This window comes from Mycobacterium ulcerans subsp. shinshuense (genome assembly GCF_002355775.1).
Taxonomy (GTDB): Bacteria; Actinomycetota; Actinomycetes; order Mycobacteriales; family Mycobacteriaceae; genus Mycobacterium; species Mycobacterium marinum.
On the sequence record NZ_AP017624.1, the window covers coordinates 671844 to 691902 of the forward strand.

General features: G+C 66.7%; 17 protein-coding genes and 2 pseudogenes. 15 read left to right on the forward strand and 4 right to left on the reverse strand.

The genetic code is table 11. The features are described 5' to 3' along the window. Positions 1-53: 53 nt before the first annotated feature. Genes SHTP_RS03200 through SHTP_RS03215 form a run of 4 tightly spaced genes read left to right on the forward strand, consistent with a single transcriptional unit; the run spans position 54 to position 4047 of the window. Complete coding sequence (locus SHTP_RS03200; RefSeq protein ID WP_096369742.1) at positions 54-1631, forward strand: methylmalonyl-CoA mutase family protein; 1578 nt, start codon at positions 54-56, stop codon at positions 1629-1631. Beyond that, on the forward strand, positions 1632-2069 hold the full coding sequence (locus SHTP_RS03205; RefSeq protein ID WP_096369743.1) for a cobalamin B12-binding domain-containing protein: 438 nt from the start codon (positions 1632-1634) through the stop codon (positions 2067-2069). Then, the gene (locus tag SHTP_RS03210) at positions 2054-3010 is read left to right on the forward strand and encodes an LLM class F420-dependent oxidoreductase (protein ID WP_096369744.1); all 957 of its coding nucleotides are present in this window, start codon (positions 2054-2056) and stop codon (positions 3008-3010) included. The genes SHTP_RS03205 and SHTP_RS03210 overlap by 16 nt, the downstream gene beginning before the upstream one ends. 47 nt (positions 3011-3057) lie before the next feature. Continuing rightward, positions 3058-4047 (forward strand): CaiB/BaiF CoA transferase family protein, encoded by a 990-nt coding sequence (locus SHTP_RS03215; protein ID WP_231991573.1) that lies wholly within the window; start codon positions 3058-3060, stop codon positions 4045-4047. Between the two features lie 29 nt (positions 4048-4076). Here the strand turns inward: SHTP_RS03215 and SHTP_RS03220 are convergent, their stop codons facing one another. After that, positions 4077-4358, reverse strand: a complete 282-nt coding sequence (locus SHTP_RS03220) for a 2Fe-2S iron-sulfur cluster-binding protein (RefSeq protein ID WP_011738710.1) — start codon at positions 4356-4358, stop codon at positions 4077-4079. A gap of 115 nt (positions 4359-4473) precedes the next feature. Here SHTP_RS03220 and SHTP_RS03225 point away from each other — a divergent pair, with 115 nt between their 5' ends. The 4 genes from SHTP_RS03225 to SHTP_RS03240 are packed head-to-tail and all read left to right on the forward strand — an operon-like array spanning position 4474 to position 8613. Beyond that, positions 4474-5877 carry a class I adenylate-forming enzyme family protein gene (locus tag SHTP_RS03225; protein WP_096369746.1) on the forward strand — a complete coding sequence of 468 codons (1404 nt, stop codon included), beginning with the start codon at positions 4474-4476 and terminating at the stop codon, positions 5875-5877. Beyond that, complete coding sequence (locus SHTP_RS03230; RefSeq protein ID WP_096372296.1) at positions 5855-6760, forward strand: acyl-CoA dehydrogenase family protein; 906 nt, start codon at positions 5855-5857, stop codon at positions 6758-6760. Before SHTP_RS03225 ends, SHTP_RS03230 begins: the two co-directional genes overlap by 23 nt. Then, positions 6747-7844, forward strand: coding sequence for an acyl-CoA dehydrogenase family protein (locus SHTP_RS03235; RefSeq protein WP_096369747.1), 1098 nt, complete (start codon positions 6747-6749; stop codon positions 7842-7844). Before SHTP_RS03230 ends, SHTP_RS03235 begins: the two co-directional genes overlap by 14 nt. Position 7845: 1 nt before the next feature. Continuing rightward, positions 7846-8613 (forward strand): enoyl-CoA hydratase/isomerase family protein, encoded by a 768-nt coding sequence (locus SHTP_RS03240; RefSeq protein WP_096369748.1) that lies wholly within the window; start codon positions 7846-7848, stop codon positions 8611-8613. A gap of 28 nt (positions 8614-8641) precedes the next feature. Here SHTP_RS03240 and SHTP_RS03245 read toward each other — a convergent pair whose 3' ends face one another. Next, positions 8642-9496: a proline iminopeptidase-family hydrolase gene (locus tag SHTP_RS03245; protein ID WP_172900622.1), complete on the reverse strand. Its 855-nt coding sequence runs from the start codon at positions 9494-9496 to the stop codon at positions 8642-8644. A 126-nt stretch (positions 9497-9622) separates the two neighbouring features. On the opposite strand from SHTP_RS03245, the gene SHTP_RS03250 reads away from it, so the two are divergent. The 6 genes and pseudogenes from SHTP_RS03250 to SHTP_RS03275 all read left to right on the forward strand — a co-directional run bounded on the left by SHTP_RS03250 (position 9623) and on the right by SHTP_RS03275 (position 16390). Beyond that, a complete protein-coding gene (locus tag SHTP_RS03250) occupies positions 9623-10774 on the forward strand; it encodes a thiolase family protein (protein ID WP_096369750.1) in 1152 nt (383 codons plus the stop codon). A gap of 17 nt (positions 10775-10791) precedes the next feature. Further along, on the forward strand, positions 10792-11670 hold the full coding sequence (locus SHTP_RS03255) for an ArgK/MeaB family GTPase (RefSeq protein WP_096369751.1): 879 nt from the start codon (positions 10792-10794) through the stop codon (positions 11668-11670). Positions 11671-11758: 88 nt separating this feature from the next. After that, a pseudogene (locus SHTP_RS03260) lies at positions 11759-12057 on the forward strand (PE family protein). A 112-nt stretch (positions 12058-12169) separates the two neighbouring features. After that, positions 12170-13720, forward strand: coding sequence for an MFS transporter (locus tag SHTP_RS03265; protein WP_096369752.1), 1551 nt, complete (start codon positions 12170-12172; stop codon positions 13718-13720). Between the two features lie 231 nt (positions 13721-13951). Beyond that, positions 13952-14866 carry a thiamine pyrophosphate-dependent enzyme gene (locus tag SHTP_RS03270; RefSeq protein WP_096369753.1) on the forward strand — a complete coding sequence of 305 codons (915 nt, stop codon included), beginning with the start codon at positions 13952-13954 and terminating at the stop codon, positions 14864-14866. Between the two features lie 214 nt (positions 14867-15080). Next, positions 15081-16390 (forward strand): annotated as a pseudogene (locus SHTP_RS03275) (sensor histidine kinase). Here the strand turns inward: SHTP_RS03275 and SHTP_RS03280 are convergent. Continuing rightward, positions 16335-16985, reverse strand: a complete 651-nt coding sequence (locus SHTP_RS03280) for a response regulator (protein WP_096369754.1) — start codon at positions 16983-16985, stop codon at positions 16335-16337. The pseudogene SHTP_RS03275 and the gene SHTP_RS03280 sit on opposite strands and share 56 nt — an antisense overlap. 221 nt (positions 16986-17206) lie before the next feature. On the opposite strand from SHTP_RS03280, the gene SHTP_RS03290 reads away from it, so the two are divergent. Further along, positions 17207-18427, forward strand: a complete 1221-nt coding sequence (locus SHTP_RS03290) for a sensor histidine kinase (RefSeq protein ID WP_197706215.1) — start codon at positions 17207-17209, stop codon at positions 18425-18427. A gap of 6 nt (positions 18428-18433) precedes the next feature. Here the strand turns inward: SHTP_RS03290 and SHTP_RS03295 are convergent, their stop codons facing one another. After that, complete coding sequence (locus SHTP_RS03295) at positions 18434-20047, reverse strand: FAD-dependent oxidoreductase (RefSeq protein ID WP_012396317.1); 1614 nt, start codon at positions 20045-20047, stop codon at positions 18434-18436. Between the last annotated feature and the right edge of the window lie 12 nt (positions 20048-20059).

Here is a 20059-nt window from a genome sequence, read left to right on the forward strand (position 1 = left end):
GGTCAACTGAGTGGTATTGGCATTCTCTTTTTTTGCAAGTACGTTATTCATCGATGGATGATGTGACCCAGACTGCATCGGGCATCCCAGTTGCGCCGGTCTACGGCCCTGGGGACCGCACGGCGGAGCCGCCGCCTCCGGGGGAGTACCCCTTCACCCGCGGCAACTTCGCGTCGGGATACCGAGGCAAGTTGTGGACGTTTCGGCAGTACTCCGGGTTCGGCACCGCCGAGGAGTCCAACCGCCGCTACCGCTATCTGCTGGACCAGGGCGGGACCGGGTTATCGGTGGCGCTCGACCTGCCCACCCAATGTGGATTCGACTCCGACGACCCAGACGTCGCCGAGGAAGTCGGCCGCGTTGGCGTCGCGGTCGACACCCTGGCCGACGCCGAAATCCTGTTCGAGGACATCCCGCTGGACAAGATCAGCACCAGTTTCACCATCAATGGCACGGCGGCGATTCTGCTGGCGTTCTACGTGGCCGCCGCCGAGCGAAAGGGAGTTCCGCGCGCCAAGCTCACCGGGACGATCCAGAACGACATCCTCAAGGAGTACGCGTCGCGCGGGACCTGGATCTGGCCGCCGGAGCCCTCGCTGCGGCTGATCGCCGACACGATCGAGGTCTGTGCGGCCGAGGCCCCGAAATTCAACGCCATATCGGTGGCGGGAGCCCATTTTCGTGACGCCGGGGCCACCGCGGTACAGGAGATGGCATTCACCCTCGCCGACGGAATCACCCACTGCGACACCGTCGTTGCACGCGGTCGGATGACCATCGATCAGTTCGCCCCACAGATCTCGTTCTTCTTCTACACCCACGGCGACTTTTTCGAGGAGATCGCCAAATATCGTGCGGGACGACGGCGCTGGGCGACGCTGGTGCGCGAGCGATACGGCGCCAAGACGAACAAAGCGGCGATGTTCCGGTTCGGCTGCGTGTGCGGCGGCGCGTCGCTGTATGCACCGCAAGCGCAGAACAACCTGATCCGCGTCGCCTACGAGGCGATGGCCGCGGTGTTGGGCGGGGTGCAGTCGATGTTCACTGCGGCCTGGGACGAGCCGTTTGCCCTGCCGACCGGGGAGTCCACCACTTTGGCGCTGCGCACCCAGCAGATCCTGGCCTATGAAAGCGGCGTGACCCGCGTCGCCGACCCGCTTGGCGGCTCCTACTTCGTAGAGGCGCTCACCGATGCCACCGAGGCTCGGATCATCGAGATCATGGACGACCTGCGGCGCCACGGCGGGATGGTCAGCGCCATCGAGGATGGATATCTGCAGGGCCTGATCGCCGACGAGGCCTTCCGAACGCACAAGGACATCGAAGCGGGTGTTCGACTCGTCGTGGGGGTCAACAGGTTTGTCTCCGGGGACGCCGAACCCGACATCGTCACCTACGAACTCGACGCCGAAGGCCGTGACCTTCAGCTCAAGCGGCTCGCCAAGGTCAAGGCTGAAAGAGACAGCGACGCAGTGCAGTCCACCCTCGCCGCGCTCGCGCGAGGCGCCGAAGGAGCCGACAATCTGATGCACAGGCTGATCGACTGCGCCAACGCATACTGCACGGTCGGTGAGATGGTCTGCGCCCTCAAGGCGGTGTGGGGCGAATTCCAGCAACCGGTGGTGTTCTAGATGGCCGCCCGGAGCCTGGTCGCCAAGCCCGGTCTCGACGGTCATGACCGCGGCGCCAAGATCGTCGCCCGCACGCTGCGCGACGCCGGCTTCGAGGTGATCTACAACGGCATTCGGCAACGTATCGAAGACATCGCCTCGATCGCCGTTCAAGAAGATGTGGCCGTGGTCGGCTTGAGCATCTTGTCGGGTGCCCATCTGGCCCTGACGGCACGCACCATCGAGGCCCTGCGCGACGCCGATGCCGCCGACATCGCCGTCGTCGTCGGCGGGACCATCCCGCACTCCGACGTGCCCAAGCTGCTGGCCGCCGGTGCGGCGGCGGTGTTTCCCACCGGAACACCGCTGGATGACCTGGTGCGCGACATCCGCGCGCTGACCGGCGACGCGCAAACCGCACCGCAACCGTCCATGGAGGAACCGTGCGTGTCGGAGTGATGATCGGCCCCGAGCGCGGGGATTTGGGCCGCAAGGTGGGCCGGATGCTAGCCGATATCGACTGGGCGGAAACAGCCGGCCTGGATAGCGCGTGGATTCCCCAGATTCCCAATGACTTTGACGCACTGGTCGCCGTGACCCTGATGGGAACGCGGAGCAGCCGCATCGAGCTGGGTACCGCCGTAGTGCCCCTGCAGACGCAGCACCCTATTGCGTTGGCCCGGCAAGCTCTGTCGGTGCATGCGGCCACCGGTGGTCGCCTGGTGCTGGGCGTCGGACCGTCGCACCATTGGATCGTCGACGACATGCTCGGGCTGCCCTACCAGCGGCCCGCCGCCTACACCCGGGACTACCTCGAGGTCCTGGCCGCGGCCTTGGCCAACCCCGGGCCCGTCGACGTGGAGAACGACAGCTTCCGGGTGCACAACCCGCTGGAGCTGGCCGCGGTGGCGCCCCTGCCGGTGCTGGTCGCAGCGCTCGGGCCGGTGATGTTGACCCTGGCCGGCGAGCGAGCGGACGGCACCGTGCTGTGGATGGCCGACGAACGTGCGGTGGCCGAGCATGTGGTGCCCAGAATCTCCAAGGCCGCTGACAATGCCGGCCGCCCGGCTCCGCGCATCGTCGCCGGCATCCCCGTTTGCCTTTGCGGCTCGAGTGAAGTCGAGGTAGCGCGTGATCGCGCCAACCGGATTCTGGGGGAGGCCGAGGTTTCGCCGAACTATCAAAGACTGCTCGGATACGGCGATGCCAAAGACGTCGGTGATATCTGTGCGGCCGGCGACGAGGACGCGATCCTGGCTCGATTCCGTCGCTTCGCCGAGGCCGGTGTGACCGACCTGTCGGTGCGGCTGCTGCCGATCGGCGACAATCGTGAAGAGCTGGTTGCCTCCAAGCGTCGCACCCGAGACATGATTGCCACGCTGGCGACGGAGGTGCGGTGACCGCCGCGGGCCCGCTGACCGGCATTCGGGTCATCGAGGTCGGCACCATGCTGGCCGGCCCTTACGCCACATTGCTGCTCGCCGACCTCGGCGCCAAGGTCTTCAAGATCGAACCGCCCGGCGGTGAGATCTCACGCACGGTCGGTGAGAGCTACTTCGCCAGCCTCAACCGCAACAAGTCCGGCCTCTGTCTGGATCTGAATTCCGAAGTGGGACAGCACCGGCTCGCCGAGCTGGCGGCCGACTCCGATGCGCTGGTGGTCAACCTGCGACCGTCGTCGATCCGCCGACTGGGGTTGACCTACGAAGCGCTGCGGCGGTTCAACGAACGCATCGTTTGCGTGGCGATCACCGGTTATGGGTTGCATGGCGGCGACGATCCGGCCTTCGACTACGTGATCCAGGCCGCCGCCGGAAGTGCCGCGCTGACCGGTGAACCCGGTGGTCCGCCGACCCTGCCCGGGTATTCCTCGGCGGACAACTCCACCGGGATGTGTGCAGCGCTTGGGTTGTTGGCGGCGATCATCTCGGGCCGTGGCGGGCAGGTGGACGTGTCGCTGTTCGACGTCATGGTCTCCCAGCTGAACTACCACGCCGCCGCGTACCTTAACGAAGGCACCGAGCCGCAGCGCAGGCCTCATGGCGCTCACCCGTGTTACGTTCCCGCGCAGCTATTTCCGACTGCCGACGGCTACCTCGTGCTGTTCGTCACACATGACGGGTTCTGGAAGGCCTTTGCGGCCGAGGCCGGCATCCATGGCTTCGAGACCATGGCGGAGCGAGCGTCCCGGCGTGCGGAGGTGCTCACCGTGGTCGCCTCGGCGTTGGCGACCGACACCGCCGCCGGTTGGGAGCGACGGCTGCGGCCGCTGGGGGTGCCCGCGGCAGCCGTTCGGACGCTGCCCGAGGCCCTCGCGGAGAATCCCCAAGTGATCGTGCGCGCGGGCGAATTGCGCCTCGTCGGTAATCCGATTCGGGTGTCCGGTTATCGGCCCGAATACCGGCCGGCGCCGCTCCTGGGCGAACACTGCCGATAGCGGCACGCCGATCCTGGTGCTGCGCGGGTCTACTCGTAGCGCACCGTGATCGGTGCGGTATCGGGTATGCCCTGACAGGTCAAGATGTAGCCGTCGGCCACCTCGCTGTCGTCAAGAGCGTCGTTGACCAGCATTGTCGCGCTGCCCTCCGTGAGGCGGGCCAGGCAGGTCCCGCAGTTGCCGGCCTCGCAGTTGAAAGGCGGGTCCAGCCCCGCTCGTCGTGCGCTTTCCAGCAGGGTCTCGCCAGGCACCAGCGGCACCGATGCCCGCCTACGGTCGAGGTAGATCGTCACCATGCCCGGTTCCGCCATGACCGCCCTTCCTGCGCCCCCACTGATGTACTTGCGTTCTTCTCTATTGAGAATACTATTCGCATCAGGAGATAGGATATTCTCAGACTGTCGTGACCGCCGGGAAGGACGAGACGTGACCGAGCCGGCCGCGCTCGTGTTCGAGGATCGGGGCTTTAGCCTGCCCGGGCTGGGGGCGATGGCCGACGGCCTGGCCGCGGCGCTACGCAAGCAAGGCGTCGTCGCGGGCGATCGTGTGGCGGTGATGTCGTCCAACCGGCCGGAGTTTGTCGCCGTGCTGAACGCCATCTGGTGTCTGGGCGCCTCGGCGGTGCTCATCAGCCCCGCCTGGAAGCGCGCCGAGGTGGATCATGCCCTCGCCCTGACCGGCCCCGCCCATGCCGCCGGGGATCACCCGGTGCTGGCCGGTCTGATGCCGATGCTGCACCTGGATGAGCCGATCACCCCCGCGGCACCGCTACCGGGCGCGCCGCGCCGTGCTGGCGATGCGCTGTTGGTGTCCAGCTCGGGCACCACCGGCCTGCCCAAGGCGGTCCGGCACACCCACGCGTCGCTGAACGCGGCCATTGGCCACTGGCGTGACGCGCTGGGGCTGACCGAGCGCGACCGCATTCAGATCGTAACGCCGCCCTCGCACATCCTCGGCTTGCTCAACATCGTCACCGCGTTGCGGACCGGCGTTCGGGTGCGTCTGCATCGCCGGTTCGACATCGACCAGATGCTGGCACACATCGAAAGCGACCGGATTACCGTGGAAATGGCGGTCGCCCCCATAGCTTTGGCGATGGCGTCGCATCCCAACCTCGAGTCCTACGATTTGTCGTCGCTGAGGTTCATCATGTGGGGCGCCACGCCCGTGAGTGCGGGCATCGCCGAGACGGTGACGAACCGGACCGGCATTGGCTGGGTGCCCGCCTACGGCACCACCGAGCTACCCGTGATCGCCTGCAGCCCGCTGCGGGGCGCCCGGCTCGACACCGTCGGACGTGTGCTGCCGGGCGTGGACCTGCGGGTGGTGTCGACCGAAACCGGTGAGCGGGTGGGCCCCGGTGAGGTCGGCGAAATCCAGGCGCGATCGCATTCACTGATGGCGGGCTATCTGCCGGCGGCCGCCACGGCCGAGGTCATGTCGCAGGGTTGGTATCGGACCGGAGACATCGGCTCGCTGGATGGCGCTGGCTGGCTGCGCGTCACCGACCGGCTCAAGGAGATGATCAAGGTTCGCGGTTTCCAGGTTGCCCCCGCCGAGATCGAGGCGGTTCTGCACGGCCATCCCGCGGTCCGGGATTGTGCGGTATTCGGGGTGCCGGACGGAGCCAACGGCGAAGCGGTCGTTGTCGCTGTCGCGGCCCGAACACCCGTCGACGCCGCCGAGTTGCGTGCCCGGGTGGCTGCCTCGCTCGCGTCTTACAAGCGGCTCTCGCGGATCGTGTTCGTGCCGGATATCCCTCGACTGCCCTCCGGAAAGGTGTTGCGCCGAGCGCTCAAGGAGCTCTATGGATGTACGTCTGACAGCTGAACAACGGCAACTGTGTGACGCGGCGGCGAAAATGGCCGACGATCTCGGTCCGGCATCTGTGCAGGATCTGGCTGACGAAGCCCGAATCGCCAAGCTGGATAGGCAGATCGAGGCGTCCGGGTGGAGAGCGTTATGTTCCGACGGCGCCTCCGGTGTCGAGGTAGCGATTGTGGCAGAAGAATTCGGGCGCGGGCTCGCCGATGCGCCATTCCTGGGACCCGTGCTCGGCGATGACCTGGCCCGGCAACTGAACTCAGACTCCGGGCGCGCGACGACGGGCGTCGGCGGCCGGGCGATAGATGCGCGCGGACATCGGCGCGCACTGGTGCTCTCGGGTACCGCCGTGCTGTCCGCAGATCTCGATGTTGCGGGAGCGGGCGCGGACCTGACGCGACTGGACGCGGGGTTGCTGGGACAGCCGGTGGCGGTCGGTGAGGTATCCGCCGATGCCGCGCAGCGCTGGTATGCGCTGGCTTTGGTCGCCACCACCGCAGACCTGGTCGGAGACGCCCGCGGCGCGCACGCCCTCGCCTGTGACTACGCGAAGATTCGCGAGCAGTACGGCAAAGCGATCGGGTCCCATCAAGCGATCGCTCATCTGCTGGCGGAGAACCTGGCGTTGATCGAGGGTTCGGTGAGCGTGCTGCGCCATGCCGCTTGGGCGGTGGACGAACTCGAGCCGGCGCAAGCCGTGCAGGCCGCCCGGATGGCAAAGGTGTACTGCGCGCGTGCCAGTCGAACCGTCTGCGAAACCGCGGTACAGGTGCACGGTGGCATCGGCAATACCTGGGACTGCCTGGTGCACGTTTACCTGCGCCGGGCGTTGACATCAACCGAGTTGTGGCCGGTGAGCTTGCAGGAGGTCGGTCGTGGACTTTCGTGATTCACCGCAGGAGGCGGTCTTCCGGCAACGCCTGCGAAACTGGCTTTCGGTAAACGCCGATGACTTTCGCGGATCGGGGGACCAATATTGGGCCCGGCAGGCGCACTGGCACCAGGCCCTCTACCGCGAGGGATTCTTCGGGCTGTCGTGGCCACGCGAATACGGGGGCAGGGAGCTGGCACCGGTCTATGACGTGATCGTCGACGAAGAGTTGGCCCGTGCCGGTGCGCCACCGCGCCCCAGCGTCGGTTACCTGGTCTTCGGCATCGGCCGACACGGCAGCGACGCACTGCGGCAACGGTTTCTGCCCGGCATCATCGACGGGACCGAGCGCTGGTGTCAGGGGTTCAGTGAGCCCGGTGCGGGTTCGGACCTGGCCGCGCTGACCACCACCGCCACTCGTGTCGGTGACGATTATGTGGTGCATGGTCACAAGATCTGGACCAGTTACTCCGACGTGGCCGACTGGTGTCTGCTGCTGGCCCGAACCGAACCCGGTGCTAGCCGGCACCGAGGCTTGTCGGCATTTGTGGTCGCCATGAAACAGCCTGGTGTGCAGCAACGTCCATTGCGGATGATGAACGGAGTCACCAAGGAGTTCGGCCAGGTGTTCTTCGACGGCGCCACGGTGGCGGCCGACCGGATGGTCGGCGCCCCAGGGGATGGCTGGGCGGTGGCGATGACCGTGGTCGGGCACGAACGTGAACCGTCCGCCCTCGGTTACGCCGCCCGCTACAACATGCTCGTCGCAGAGCTGTTGGCGCGCAACCATGCCCAGGGGCATCCGGTCAGCGACGAGCTTGCCTGGGCCGCGGTCCAAGCCGAGATGCTGACTCATCACGTGCGGCGCCGGTTGTCCGAACAGCTCGACGGGGTCTCGCACGGACCCGAAGGCTCGCTGGACAAATTGCTGATGACCTGGGTGGAACAGTCTGTCGGGCATGCCGCGCTCGGCATTGGTGGCACGCATGATCCCGAGCTGTTCGGCGCCTACCTGTACAGCCGTGCGCAAAGCGTGATGGGAGGCACTTCACAGATACAGAAGAACACCATCGCATCGCGCATTTTGGGATTGGGAGTCTGACATGTATGACATGCCAACAGAAATCGACGTTCGCGCCGAGGGGGCGCTGCGCATCATCACCCTGAACCGGCCCGATGCGCTCAGTGCGGTCAACGACAATCTGCATGTTGGGCTCGCAGGGCTGTGGCGGCGGTTGAGCGAGGATCGCAGCGCGCGCGCCGCGGTGCTCACGGGCGCCGGGCGAGCCTTCTCGGCCGGCGGCGATTTCGCATATCTGGCCGAACTCGCCCAAGACGCCGACTTGCGGGCGAAGACCATCGCGCATGGCCGAGACATCGTGCTGGGCATGGCCCGCTGCCGGGTGCCGGTGGTGGCGGCGGTCAACGGCCCGGCGGTGGGGCTCGGCTGCAGCCTGGTCGCCCTGAGTGACATCGTCGACATCGCGCCGGATGCCTATCTTGCCGACCCACATGTGCAAGTGGGTCTGGTCGCCGCCGACGGCGGTCCGTTGACCTGGCCATTGCACATCAGCCTGATGCTGGCCAAGGAATACGCGTTGACCGGTCAGCGGATTGCCGCGCAGCGCGCCGTCGAGCTCGGCCTGGCCAACCATGTGGCCGCCGATCCGGTGGCCGAGGCGGTGGCGTGCGCCCAGCGGATCATGAAATTGCCTCAGCAGGCGGTCGAAAGCACCAAACGGGTGCTCAATATTCACCTCGAGCGGGCCGTGCTCGCCAGTCTGGACTACGCGCTGTCGGCCGAGCACCAGTCGTTCACCACCGAGGACTTTCGCTCAATCGTGACCAGGTTGACCGCTCCGAAGAACTAGCCGGACCCGCCCAGCTTGGCCAACCCAATCAGTCGTTGCTGCGCAGGAAGTCGCGCATCACCCGGTCAAACCGGTCTGGTTCTTCGATGAAGGGCATGTGCGCGCTGCACTCGAAGAACTCGAATCGTGAGCCGGCAATCCGTTGATGCATCTCGCGCATGTCTTCCGGCGAGCATTCGTCGTACTTGCCCGCGAGCAGCAGTGTCGGCAGGGCGATTTCGGCCAACCGATCGACCACATCCCAATCGCGAATGGTCCCGACGATCCGAAAGTCGCTGGGCCCGAACATCGTTTCGAAGATCTCGGGACCCAGATTCTGGAATGCTTCAGTGAGGTAGGCAGGCCAGGGGAGAGTGCGGCACAGATACGTTTCGTTCCAGGTCGTGATTGCGGACTGATATTCGGCCGAATGTGTGGTGCCGGCGGCTTCGTGGCGGTCAATGGTGGCTTGGGTGCCAGGATCCAGCTCCGCCTTGAGCCGGATCACGCTGTCGGCGAACCGGGGAATGGACGCGGTGCTGTTGGAGATGGTCAGGCTGACGGCTCCCGATGGCACGTCCAGGACATACTGCTGGGCGAGCATTCCGCCCCAGGAATTGCCGAAGATGTGAAAGGCTTCCAGCCCGAGTGCGCGCACCACGGCGTCCATCTCGGCCACCGAGCGCCCCATTGTCCACAGATCCACGTCGGACGGGCGTTCGGAGTTTCCGCAGCCAAGTTGATCCCAGAAGATGACTTCCCGTTCGCCGGCCAGTCGTTGCAGCGCTGACAGGTAGTAGTGCGGCAGGCCCGGGCCGCCATGCACCACGAGCAGGGGAAGGCCGGAGCCGCCGCCGACGCGCTTGCTCCACACCTTGCCGCCCGGGACCGCGATTGTCGCCACCGGTTGTGTCACACCAGCAGTGTAAGGAGTCCTGGTTGCAACTGGTGCTCTCAAACTGAGAGAATCAGGTTCTCGTGAATGTGCGGTCGGCTTCTGGCCTCCGCGCCGCCGAAGTGGAGAAAGCCCGTGCCTGAAGCCGTCATCGTCGCTGCCCTGCGCACCCCGATCGGAACCGCCCGCAAGGGAACCTTGCGCGACACCAACGCATTCGACCTGGCCCATCATGTGGTCAGTGAGGCCACCGCGGATCTGGATCCGGGGCAGATCGACGACGTAATCCTGGGCGAAGGTCTCTACGGCGGCGGCGTCATCGCCCGCCACGCGGCCATCACGGCGGGGCTTGGTCATGTGCCCGGTCTTGCCCAGAATCGGCACTGTGCCGCCGGACAGGCGGCGGTGCAGGGCGCGGCCGCAAGCGTACGGGCGGGGATGGACCAGCTCATCATCGCCGGGGGCGTGAACTCGGCCTCCACCTCGCCGCGGCCCCGGATGCAGATCGATGGCGAGTGGGTCGACTGGTTCCCGCCGACTCACCCGGACCGGCCGGATGCGCCGAACATGGACATGTCGATCACGGTCGGCTGGAATGCGGCGGTGGCCGCCGGAGTGAGTCGCGCCGAGATGGACGCCTGGGCCCTGCGCTCGCATCGCAACGCGGTCGCCGCGATCGACGAGGGCCGGTTCAAGGAGGAGATTGTTCCGATCCCGACGCCGCACGGCCTGTTCTGTGTCGACGAACATCCGCGCCGGGACACGACGATGGAGAAACTGGCCGCGCTCAAGCCGCTGCATCCCGAGATCGACGGCTTCTCGATCACCGCCGGCAACGCCTGCGGCGCCAATGACGGCGCCGCGGTGCTGACCATCGCAAGCGACCGGATGGCCCAGGGGTTGGGCATGCCGGCGCTGGCGCGGGTGCTCAGCTGGGCGTCGGTGGGTGTCGATCCGGCCGCCACCGGCCTGGCCCCGGTCGAAGCTATTCCGAAAGCGCTTGCACGGGGCCATCTATCAATCTCCGACGTTGATCTGTTCGAGATCAACGAAGCGTTCGCGTCAATGTGCGTGGCGACCGTCAAACTGCTGGAACTGGACGCCGATCGGGTCAACGTGAGCGGCAGCGGATGCTCGTTGGGGCACCCGGTGGCCGCGACCGGGGCCAGGATGCTGGTGACGCTGGTGCACGAACTGCGCCGACGCGGCGGCGGGATTGGGCTGGCGGCGATGTGCGCCGGTGGCGGCATGGGATCGGCGACGGTCATCGAGGTTGCGGCGCCATAGCTGCAAAATAGGACGCAATGAGCATCGATGATCTGATTGCCGCTGCGCGCAACGGATCTCAAGGCGCCGCGGGCCGGCTCCTCAGTCTGATCGAGGGGGACCGCCGCGATGAAGTCCTGGCGGGTATCGAGGACTGGTCGCAGCGGCCCGCGCGAGTCATCGGCATCACCGGGCCGCCAGGGGCGGGCAAATCGACGACGATCACCGGGCTGGTCGGCGCCTACCGGGAGCGCGGAACCCGGGTGGCGGTGCTAGCCGTGGACCCGTCGTCCCCGTTCAGTGGTGGTGCGTTGCTCGGCGATCGCATCCGAATGACCGCGCATGTCAACGACTCCGAGGTGCTGATCCGCTCGGTGGCCAGTCGGGGCCATCTTGGCGGTCTGGCCGCCTCGGTGCCCGCCGCCATCCGGCTGCTGGGGGCGCTGCGTTACGACGTCGTTCTGCTGGAAACGGTCGGGGCGGGACAGTCCGAGATCGAGGTGGCGGCGGTGGCAGACCCGACCGTCGTCGTGCTCAATCCGGGAACCGGCGATGCGGTCCAGGCGGCAAAGGCGGGTCTGCTGGAAGTCGCCGACATTGTGGCGGTCAACAAGGCCGACCGCGTCGGTGCCGAACAGACCGTGCGAGACTTGCGGGCCGAAACCAATGCCCCGATCCTCAGCCTGGTCGCGGTCAAGTCGGAGGGCATTGGTGAGCTGTTGGCCCTGATCGACGCGCATCAGCGCGGCGATAGTCGCGATCGCCGGTTGGCCCGCGCCCGGGCACAGATTCTGTCGCTGGCGCAGACTCGGCTGCGCGGCCGTACCGACCTGGACCGGCTCGCCGAAGCGGTGGTCGACGGCCTCGAGGATCCTTATGCTGCGGCGGACCGGCTGTTGGCCCCGCCGCCGCCCTAGGTCCGCCAATTGGGGGACACGCAGTTCCACTTGGCGAATAGCTTTCCGGTCGACAGACAACGGCCTGGCGGAGTGTCAATCTTGTGCCATGGCATTTGTGACCAGTGCACCCGAAGCGTTGACCGCCGCGGCTTTGAACCTACATTCGGTTGGGGCCGGGATGAGCGCGGGCGATGCCGCCGCCATGGCCCCCATCACCGGGGTGGTCCCAGCTGCCGCCGACGAGGTGTCGGCGCTGACCGCGGCCCACTTTGCCGCCCACGGGGCGATGTACCAAACGCTGAGCGCGCAGGCGCAGCGATTTACGAGATGTTCGTGACCACCTTGCAGGCCAGCGGCGGTTCCTACGCCGAGACCGAAGCGGCCAACGCTGTCGCCGCTCAGTAGCGGCCCACGGGCGGTTATTCGCCCGCTGTAGTCGATCGGCGGTGTCCCCCGATCAGCGGACAAGATTCTTGCCGCGTGGTGAGTTGATCGGAGGAGCCTCCCAGGTGCGATCATGCTTACCTCTGGATCGATGACGACTACCGCGACCATCGCCGCCGGCGAGGCGATGCGTGTCTCTTCTAGTTCTTCCCCGGATCTCCCCGATGCCGGGGACACCACGAAATTCCTGCGGCCCCGCAACGCCGCTTTGCGCTCCAAAGCCCGTGGCAGCAGCCGATCGGCTGCCCGCATGGCCAACACAAAGACCAACACAAAGCCCCGGTCGGCAAGGGCGCTCTGCGCTCGCGCGGTGGCGGCTCCACTTGGCGGTGCCCGCCCGTTGGGCGAACGCGCTGGTGGACGGCACCGGCCGGCCAGGGAGGGCTACCCGGCGGTCATTTGGCTGCTACTGGGCGGAAACCTGGTGGTGCGTGCCGCCGGATTCGCCTATCCGTTCATGGCGTTTCACGTGGCAGGGCGAGGATTTGCCGCTGCCACGGTGGGCGCGGTGCTGGCCGCGTTCGGCGTGGGCTGGGCCGTGGGGCAGCTGGTCTGCGGATGGCTGGTGGACTCTCTGGGCCCCCGCGCGACGCTGGTTTGGACCATGACCATCGCGGCGGGTGTGCTGGTGGGAATGGCCGAAGCGCGCAGCGTGGCAGCGTTGCTGGTCGGCGCCATGATCACCGGCGTGGTCTACGACGCGCCCCGTCCGGCGATGGGTGCCGCGATCGCCGAGCTGATCCCAGAGCCGAGCCGGCGGGCCAAGCTCGATGCTTGGCGTTTTGGCTGGATCGTCAGCATCGGCCGAGCGATCACCGGCGGTGTGGGCGGACTGCTCGCCGCCTGGTCCGGCGTGCCGGTGCTGTTCTGGATCAACGCCGTGGCGTGCGCGCTGCTTGCGCTGGTGGCGGCCCGCTGCATCCCGGCAACGGCGCATCGGCCGCCGGTGGCACCGGCTGTGCATGTCAGGGCCGCACGCATCAGCTACCGCCGGGCATTTTCGGATGGTCGGCTGGTGCTGTTGTTCGCGTCCAGCCTTGCGACGCTGACCGCAGTGCGGGGGCTATACGCCACCGTGCCCATGCTCATGGCCGACAGCGGTCTGGGCGCGGGTGAATTCGGCTGGACCCAGGTGGCCAATGCCGCCGCCGGAATCGGCCTAACCCCGGTGATAACGCCCTGGCTGGGCCGAAAAGTCGCGGCCCGCATCAACCCGCGATTGGACATCCTGGCGATTGCCGGCGGATGGACGGCGTTGACCATGGCCGGTGCGGCGCTCGCGCACACGACTTTCGGCTTCGCCATCGCCGTGGCCGCGTCCGCTCCCGGGGAAATCGCCTGGTTCGTGATCGCGGCTGGGATAGTTCACCGAATTGCTCCGCCCGCCAGTGGCGGGCGCTACCACGGAATCTGGTCGATGACCCTGGCCATCGCGTCGGTCGTGGCCCCCATCGTGTCCTCCTGCAGTCTGACGCACGGCGGCCATCGCTTGGTCGCGGTGGTCACCGTGACAGTGGGTTTGGCCGGGGCCGCGCTGTGCCTGCCGCTGGCCCGGGCGCTGAACAGGTCCGGTGACGTCGGGGTCCGGGACTCGCAATACACCGCTGTGGCTGCAGCCGCTTGAGCCGCTACGCGCGAGGCGCCGCGTTGCGACTTCCCCCGATCGGGGGAACGGCGTTCGTCAGTTTGTCCGGCCGATCGGCGGTACCACGGCCGGGCCGGCCCGGCTAGCTTCAAACTTGCGCTGAGGTGCCGTCGAACCGCCATCCCCAAGCCCGCGACGTATCCGGGGCTGGCGCCGAAGAGCTCGGCGCTGACCCGCCGACGCCTCCGCTGACGAATGAGGAGCCGACAGATGAGTCATGCCAGTGCACGCCCGGCCGCGCTCCTGCCCGACCACCTCGAAATGTATCGGCGGATGTGGGTGCTGCGGCTGCTCGACATGGCGCTGGAGGAGATGCGTGCCGACGGTCTGATGGAGTCACCGGTATCGACCGCGTTGGACCAGGAGGCCGTGAGTATCGGTGCGACGGTGGCACTGACCGAGGGTGATCTGGTGCTGGCCAGCCGTCGCGCACATGCCCTGCACGTCGGTGTGGATCTTCCGCTGGGGCCGATGATCGCCGAGCTGATTGGCCAAGACAGCACCTGCGACCACGCTGACCAGCTGAACTCGCCGGAGCGATCGGGTGCTGCCGACCAGTGCCCGCTGCTGGCGGTCGGGCACGCATACTCGCAGTGGCTGGACAACAGCGACCGGGTCACGCTCTGCATCACCGGTCCTGACGATGTCAATTCCGGCGCGTTTGTCCAGGCCGCAAACATGGCGGTGCTGTGGCACCTTCCGGTGGTGATCGTGGTTGAAAGCGTTCCCGGTGTCGGTGTTGCCGGTCGTTTGCGCGGCGCCCCCGGCCATGGCGGAGATGCGTGCCAGCGGATTCCCAGCGTCACCGTGGATGGTCACGACGTCCAGGCGGTTCGACGCTGTGTGGCCACAGCGGTGCAGCGGGCGCGTGCTGGCGCCGGCCCCACCGTGGTACGCGCCATCACCTACCGGAGCAGCGATTTTCCCTCATTCGATGGTGATTACGACGCGGCCGCTACCGAACCTTTCCTGGATCCGCTGGTATTCACCGGCGGCCGGCTGAAGGCCGGTGGAGCCGATGCGGCGCAGCTCTGCGATGTGGAGCGCACGGCACGCAAACTGGTCGCCGACGCCGTTGCCTTGGCCAAGTCGGGGACCTGTCCCGGGCATGATGGGCGTAGTTAAGCAGCGCGCAGACCAGCTGGGCAGACCGGACGTCGCCGCTGAAACCTGGCAGCAGTGCCAGTTGGCGCGCCGGCCCCGCCTGTGCTGGTCGCAGCCCGCACGACTCGCATTTTGGTCCGGAGGTGGACCGGTGCGTGCCTGGCTTGGCAGAGCCGGGGTGCGCTGGGCGACTCCGAGTCTGGCAGGTGTCTGCCGCTGTGAGTACGGTGTTCCGGTGGGGATGACCGGCGATTTTGAGCTGGAGCGGGTGCACAAGCTGCATCAACTGCGCTCCTACCGGCTTGTCTCGGTGCTTCGCCTCGGGGTCTTGGTGTTCCTGATCGGCGCAATGCTCATCGGCACTCCCCAGCACGAATGGGCCCAGCAAATCACGTTGATCGTGGTGTACGTGCTGGCCGCGGCGGGCGCCCTGCTGCTCGCGTTTTCACCGCGGCGAGTGGCGGCCAGCGGAGCGGTCACCATCCGGTCCTGGGAACCGCTGGCCTTTACTGCCGTCGACATAGCGGTGCTGACCGCGTTTCAGCTCTTGTCGGCCGATGGGATCTATCCGCTATTGATGATGACCTTGCTGCCGATTTTGGTGGGCGTCGACGTTTCGTCACGACGGGCGATGGTGGTGCTGGCATTCACCATTGTCGGGTTCACCATCGCCGGGGTTCATGACAATGTGCTGCTCGGCGACGCGGGGTGGCCCGATTCCGTGTTTGTGTTCTCGCTCTACGCGTTTTGTGCGCCACCGCATTGGTGGTGGTCCGTACCGAGGAGCGCCGTGTTCGCTCGGTCGCGGGTTTGAGCGCGTTGCGAGAGGCATTGCTGGCCCAGACGATGACGGCCTCGGAGGTGTTGCAGCGCCGGATCTCGGAGTCCATTCACGACGGCCCGCTGCAGGACGTGCTGGTCGCGCGCCAGGAACTCGTCGAGTTGCAGAGCGTCTGGCCCGGCGACGATCGGGTGGAGCGCGCACTGGCCGGCCTGCAAAGTGCCTCCGAACGGTTGCGGCAGGCCACCTTTGAGCTGCACCCGGCCGTCCTCGAACAGGTTGGCCTGGGTGCGGCCGTGGAACAGTTGGCGACCTTCACTGCGCGCCGATCGGGCATCGAGGTCAGCACCGACGTCGACTACCCCATCCGCAACGAGATCGACCCGATCATGTTCGGTGTGGCACGCGAGTTGCTGTCCAACGTGGTGCACCATGCACAGGCCAAACATGTGTCGGTCAGCCTTGGGATCACCGACGGAGCTTGCGTTTTGGACGTGGCTGACGACGGGGTGGGCATCGCGGGCGGTACCGCGGCGCGCCGTCTCGGTGAGGGACATATCGGCCTGGCTTCGCATCGGGCGCGGGTCGACGCGGCTGGCGGAACGTTCGTCTTTCTCGATGCCCCGGCGGGCACCCATGTGTGCGTCGAACTGCCCTTGAAGTCGGTGCCTTCGCCGGCGCCGGATCGGCACCCGCCCGCCGGCGCAACTAGTCGAGAAGCCCTTGCCGCATCGCCTCGGCGACAGCGGCCGCTCGGTCACTGACGCCGAGCTTCTCGTATAGCCGTTGCACGTGGGTCTTGACCGTCGACGGCGCGACGTAGAGTTCGCCGGCGATCGCGGGGATGCTCTGGCCCTTGGCGATGCGATGAAGCACCTCGCGCTCCCGGGCGCTGAGCACCGGAGCCATGGGTGCCGCACGCTGGCGGATCTCTCCGGCAAGCCCGCCGACCAGCGACGGCGCCACCACATCGCGGCCCTTCGCGCAGTCGAGTACCGCCTTGACGATCTCGGTACGCGTCGAGTCTTTCAGCAAGAAACCGGCGGCACCCTGCTGCAGCGCCTGGTACACGATCGCCGATTCGTCGTGTGCCGAGATCAGCAACACCCGAGTGGGCAGCTCATTGCTGCGCACCGCCGCAGCGACCTGCGCGCCGTCCATCCGCGGCATCCGGTAGTCGAGCAAGGTCACGTCGGGTAAGTGCGTCTTGATCAGTTCCAGCGCCGCCGCGCCATCATCGGCCTCGCCGACAACGTTGACCGAACCGCTCAACGACAGCGCGCGTACCACACCCTCACGAAAGAGCGGGTGGTCGTCACCGACTACCACTCGCACTTTCTCGGTTTTAGTCACATCCATGGCGCGCCGACCATGGCCTGAGTTTAGCGGGTGGTTCAGCAGGATCGATGACGAATTCCTGGCAACGCCAAGACGACCGCCGACAGTTTGCTCCTAGCTGCCGGAGCCAGGACGAATCTGCTGGTCATAGCCTCGGGCAGCGGCGCACAGAAAGGTCGCCGAACCCGTCGTGTGCAAATTATGGCCAGCTGGTCGGTTCGTGCCGTCTGTACGGTGTTCCTGTGGTGGTCACCAGCGACGCAGAACTGGCTCGGGTGCGCCGAACACACCAGCTGCGCGCTTACCGCATCGGCTCCGTGCTTCGGATCGGGGTTGTGTTGTTCATGGTTGCCGCCATGTTGGTCGGTACGCCGCGCCGGGAATGGGGCGCGCAGACGGCCTTGATCTGTGTCTACGCGTTTGCCGCACTGTGGGCGCTGGCGTTGGCGTTTCGACGGTCGCGGCCGATGGTCAGCCTGGACCGATTTGCCAACATCGCCAGATACGAACCGCTCGCCTTCACCGCCGTCGATGTGTTGGCGCTGACCGGCTTTCAGTTGCTGTCCACCGACGGCATCTATTCGCTGCTGATCATGACGCTGTTGCCGGTGCTGGTTGCCCTCGACATTTCGTCGCGGCGGGCCGCGGTGGTGCTGGCATTGACGCTGGTTGGATTCGCCCTGGCGTTGGCTCAGGATCCGGTGGTGATTCGGATGAATGGCTGGCCCGAGGCGATCTTTCGGTTCGGGCTCTACGCATTCCTCTGTGCCACCGCATTGATGGTGGTCCGCAGCGAGGAACGGCACGCCCGTTCGGTAGCGACGTTGAGCGTGATACGTGAAGAGTTGCTCGCACAGACCATGACGGCTTCGGAAGTGCTGCAACGTCGGATTTCGGAATCCATTCACGATGGGCCGCTGCAGGACGTGCTGGCCGCGCGCCAGGAACTGATCGAATTGCGGGCCGCCGCCCCCCACGACCAACGAGTGAGCACCGCACTGGCAGGTCTGCAGAGTGCGTCGGATCTGCTGCGGCAGGCAACCTTCGAGCTGCATCCGGCCGTTCTCGAACAGGTCGGCCTGGGTGCGGCGGTCGAACAGTTGGCCTCCTTTCACGCCCAACGTTCGGGCATCAGGATCACCGACGATGTCGACTATCCGATACGTGACGAGATCGATCCCATCGTCTTCGGTGTGGCCCGGGAGTTGCTGTCCAATGTGGTGCAGCATTCGCGGGCGCGTAATGTTTCGGTGGCTCTGGGCATCTCCGACGGCGTGTGCGTGCTGGATGTGGCCGACGACGGCGTCGGCGTCAGCGGAGAAACGATGGCGCGCCGCCTCGGCCAGGGGCATATCGGTCTGGCCTCGCATCGGGCCCGTGTCGATGCCGCCGGTGGATCGCTGGTCTTCCTCAATACACCGACCGGCACCCACGTTTGTGTACGCATTCCGCTGAAGGGCTAAACGGCGCTAGGGCGCATCGGCCGATTCGCCGGTGGCGGCCGCGCGGCCGGCCCGATAGCCGAAAACCATTGCCGGACCAATTGTTCCACCCGCCCCGCCGTATGCCCGCCCGGTCACTCCCGCCATAGCGTTGCCGGCGGCGAACAGTCCCGGTACGGATCCTCCGCTGACGTGCCGGACACGTCCGTCGCGATCGGTGCGTGGTCCGCCCTTGGTGCCCATGGCGCCCACCCGGATCGGCACCGCGTAGAAGGGCGCGCTGTCGATGGGGCCAAGTGTCTTGCCGGCAAGGGTGGTTGCCTGGTCGTCACCCCAATAGCCGTCGTATGCGCTGGCGCCGCGACCGAAGTCGGGATCGGTACCGGAGGCGACGTTATGGTTCCATCGCGCTATCGTGCGCCCCAAGCCGTCGGCGTCGATACCGGTCTTAGTGGCCAGCTCGGTGAGGTCGGTCGACTCACAGAACCAGTCCGGAACCGGTTGGCCGGGTTCGATCCCGAGGAACCCGTAGCGCTGCAGATGGGCCGAGTCGAACACGATCCAGGCGTGATCGTTCACGTAGCCACCCCTGGGATCGAGGTAGTGGAAGGCGCCGGCCATCGAGTTGTAGTCACACGCCTCGTTGACAAAGCGTTGCCCGGCTGGGTTCACGATGATGCTGCGCGGGCGGGTTCGCTCCAGCCGCACGCTGCGGCTGCGCTGCTTGCCATCGATGGTGTCGTTGGGGATCTGCACGATGGGAACCCACCAGGCTTCACCCATGTTGGCCAGCTCGGCGCCGCGTGCCATCGCCATCCGCAGCCCGTCGCCGGTGTTGTTGGGCGGTGAGACCGCACCGTGCATGGGGCCCCGCAGGAAGGCCCGCACCAGGACGGGATCCCATTCGAATCCACCGGTTGCCAGGACAACACCGCGGCGGGCACGGACGCTGATGCTGCGGCCGGACTGGGCAATCCGGACCCCGACGACCGCCCCGTCTTCGACCACCAGTTCCTCGGCCGCGGCGTCGGTGCGCGGTGTCACCCCGACGTCCAGCAATCCCTGTAATAGCCCGGCCACCAGAGCGGTACCGGCCACGCACAGGTCTTCGGATTCCTCGACGCCGGCGTGCAGCCGAGCCCGGGTTTCGGCGTCGAAGCCGACATTGGACCAATCCGGGGGGAAAGAGGTGATTCGGCTGGCCCATTCGCCGAGGCGGCTTGGTTCAAAGGCCGCCGGGCCGAGCGACCGGCCGCCCGCCGGTTGTCCGCCCGGCAACTCGGGCCGGTAGTCGGGGAAGCCGGCGGCGATCTCGAAACGCACGCCGCTGTGCTTTTCGACGAAATCGAGCATTGCCGCCCCGGTTCGGACAAACGTTTCGACCAGGGCGTCGTCCATCGAGTGCAAGGACTGTGCGCGCAGGTAGCGCAACGCATCGTCGACCGTGAGGTCCCGGTCGGGGGATCGCTGATGGGCGGGGATCCAAGCGATCCCGCCCGAGACGGCGGTGGTCCCGCCGACGGTCGGCGCCTTCTCGAACACCGCCACCGTGGCGCCGGCGACTGCCGCGCTCAGGGCTGCCGTGAGTCCGGCGCCGCCGCTGCCGAGCACGACGACATCGAATGTCTGACTCCACAACATGATTGGGTATCC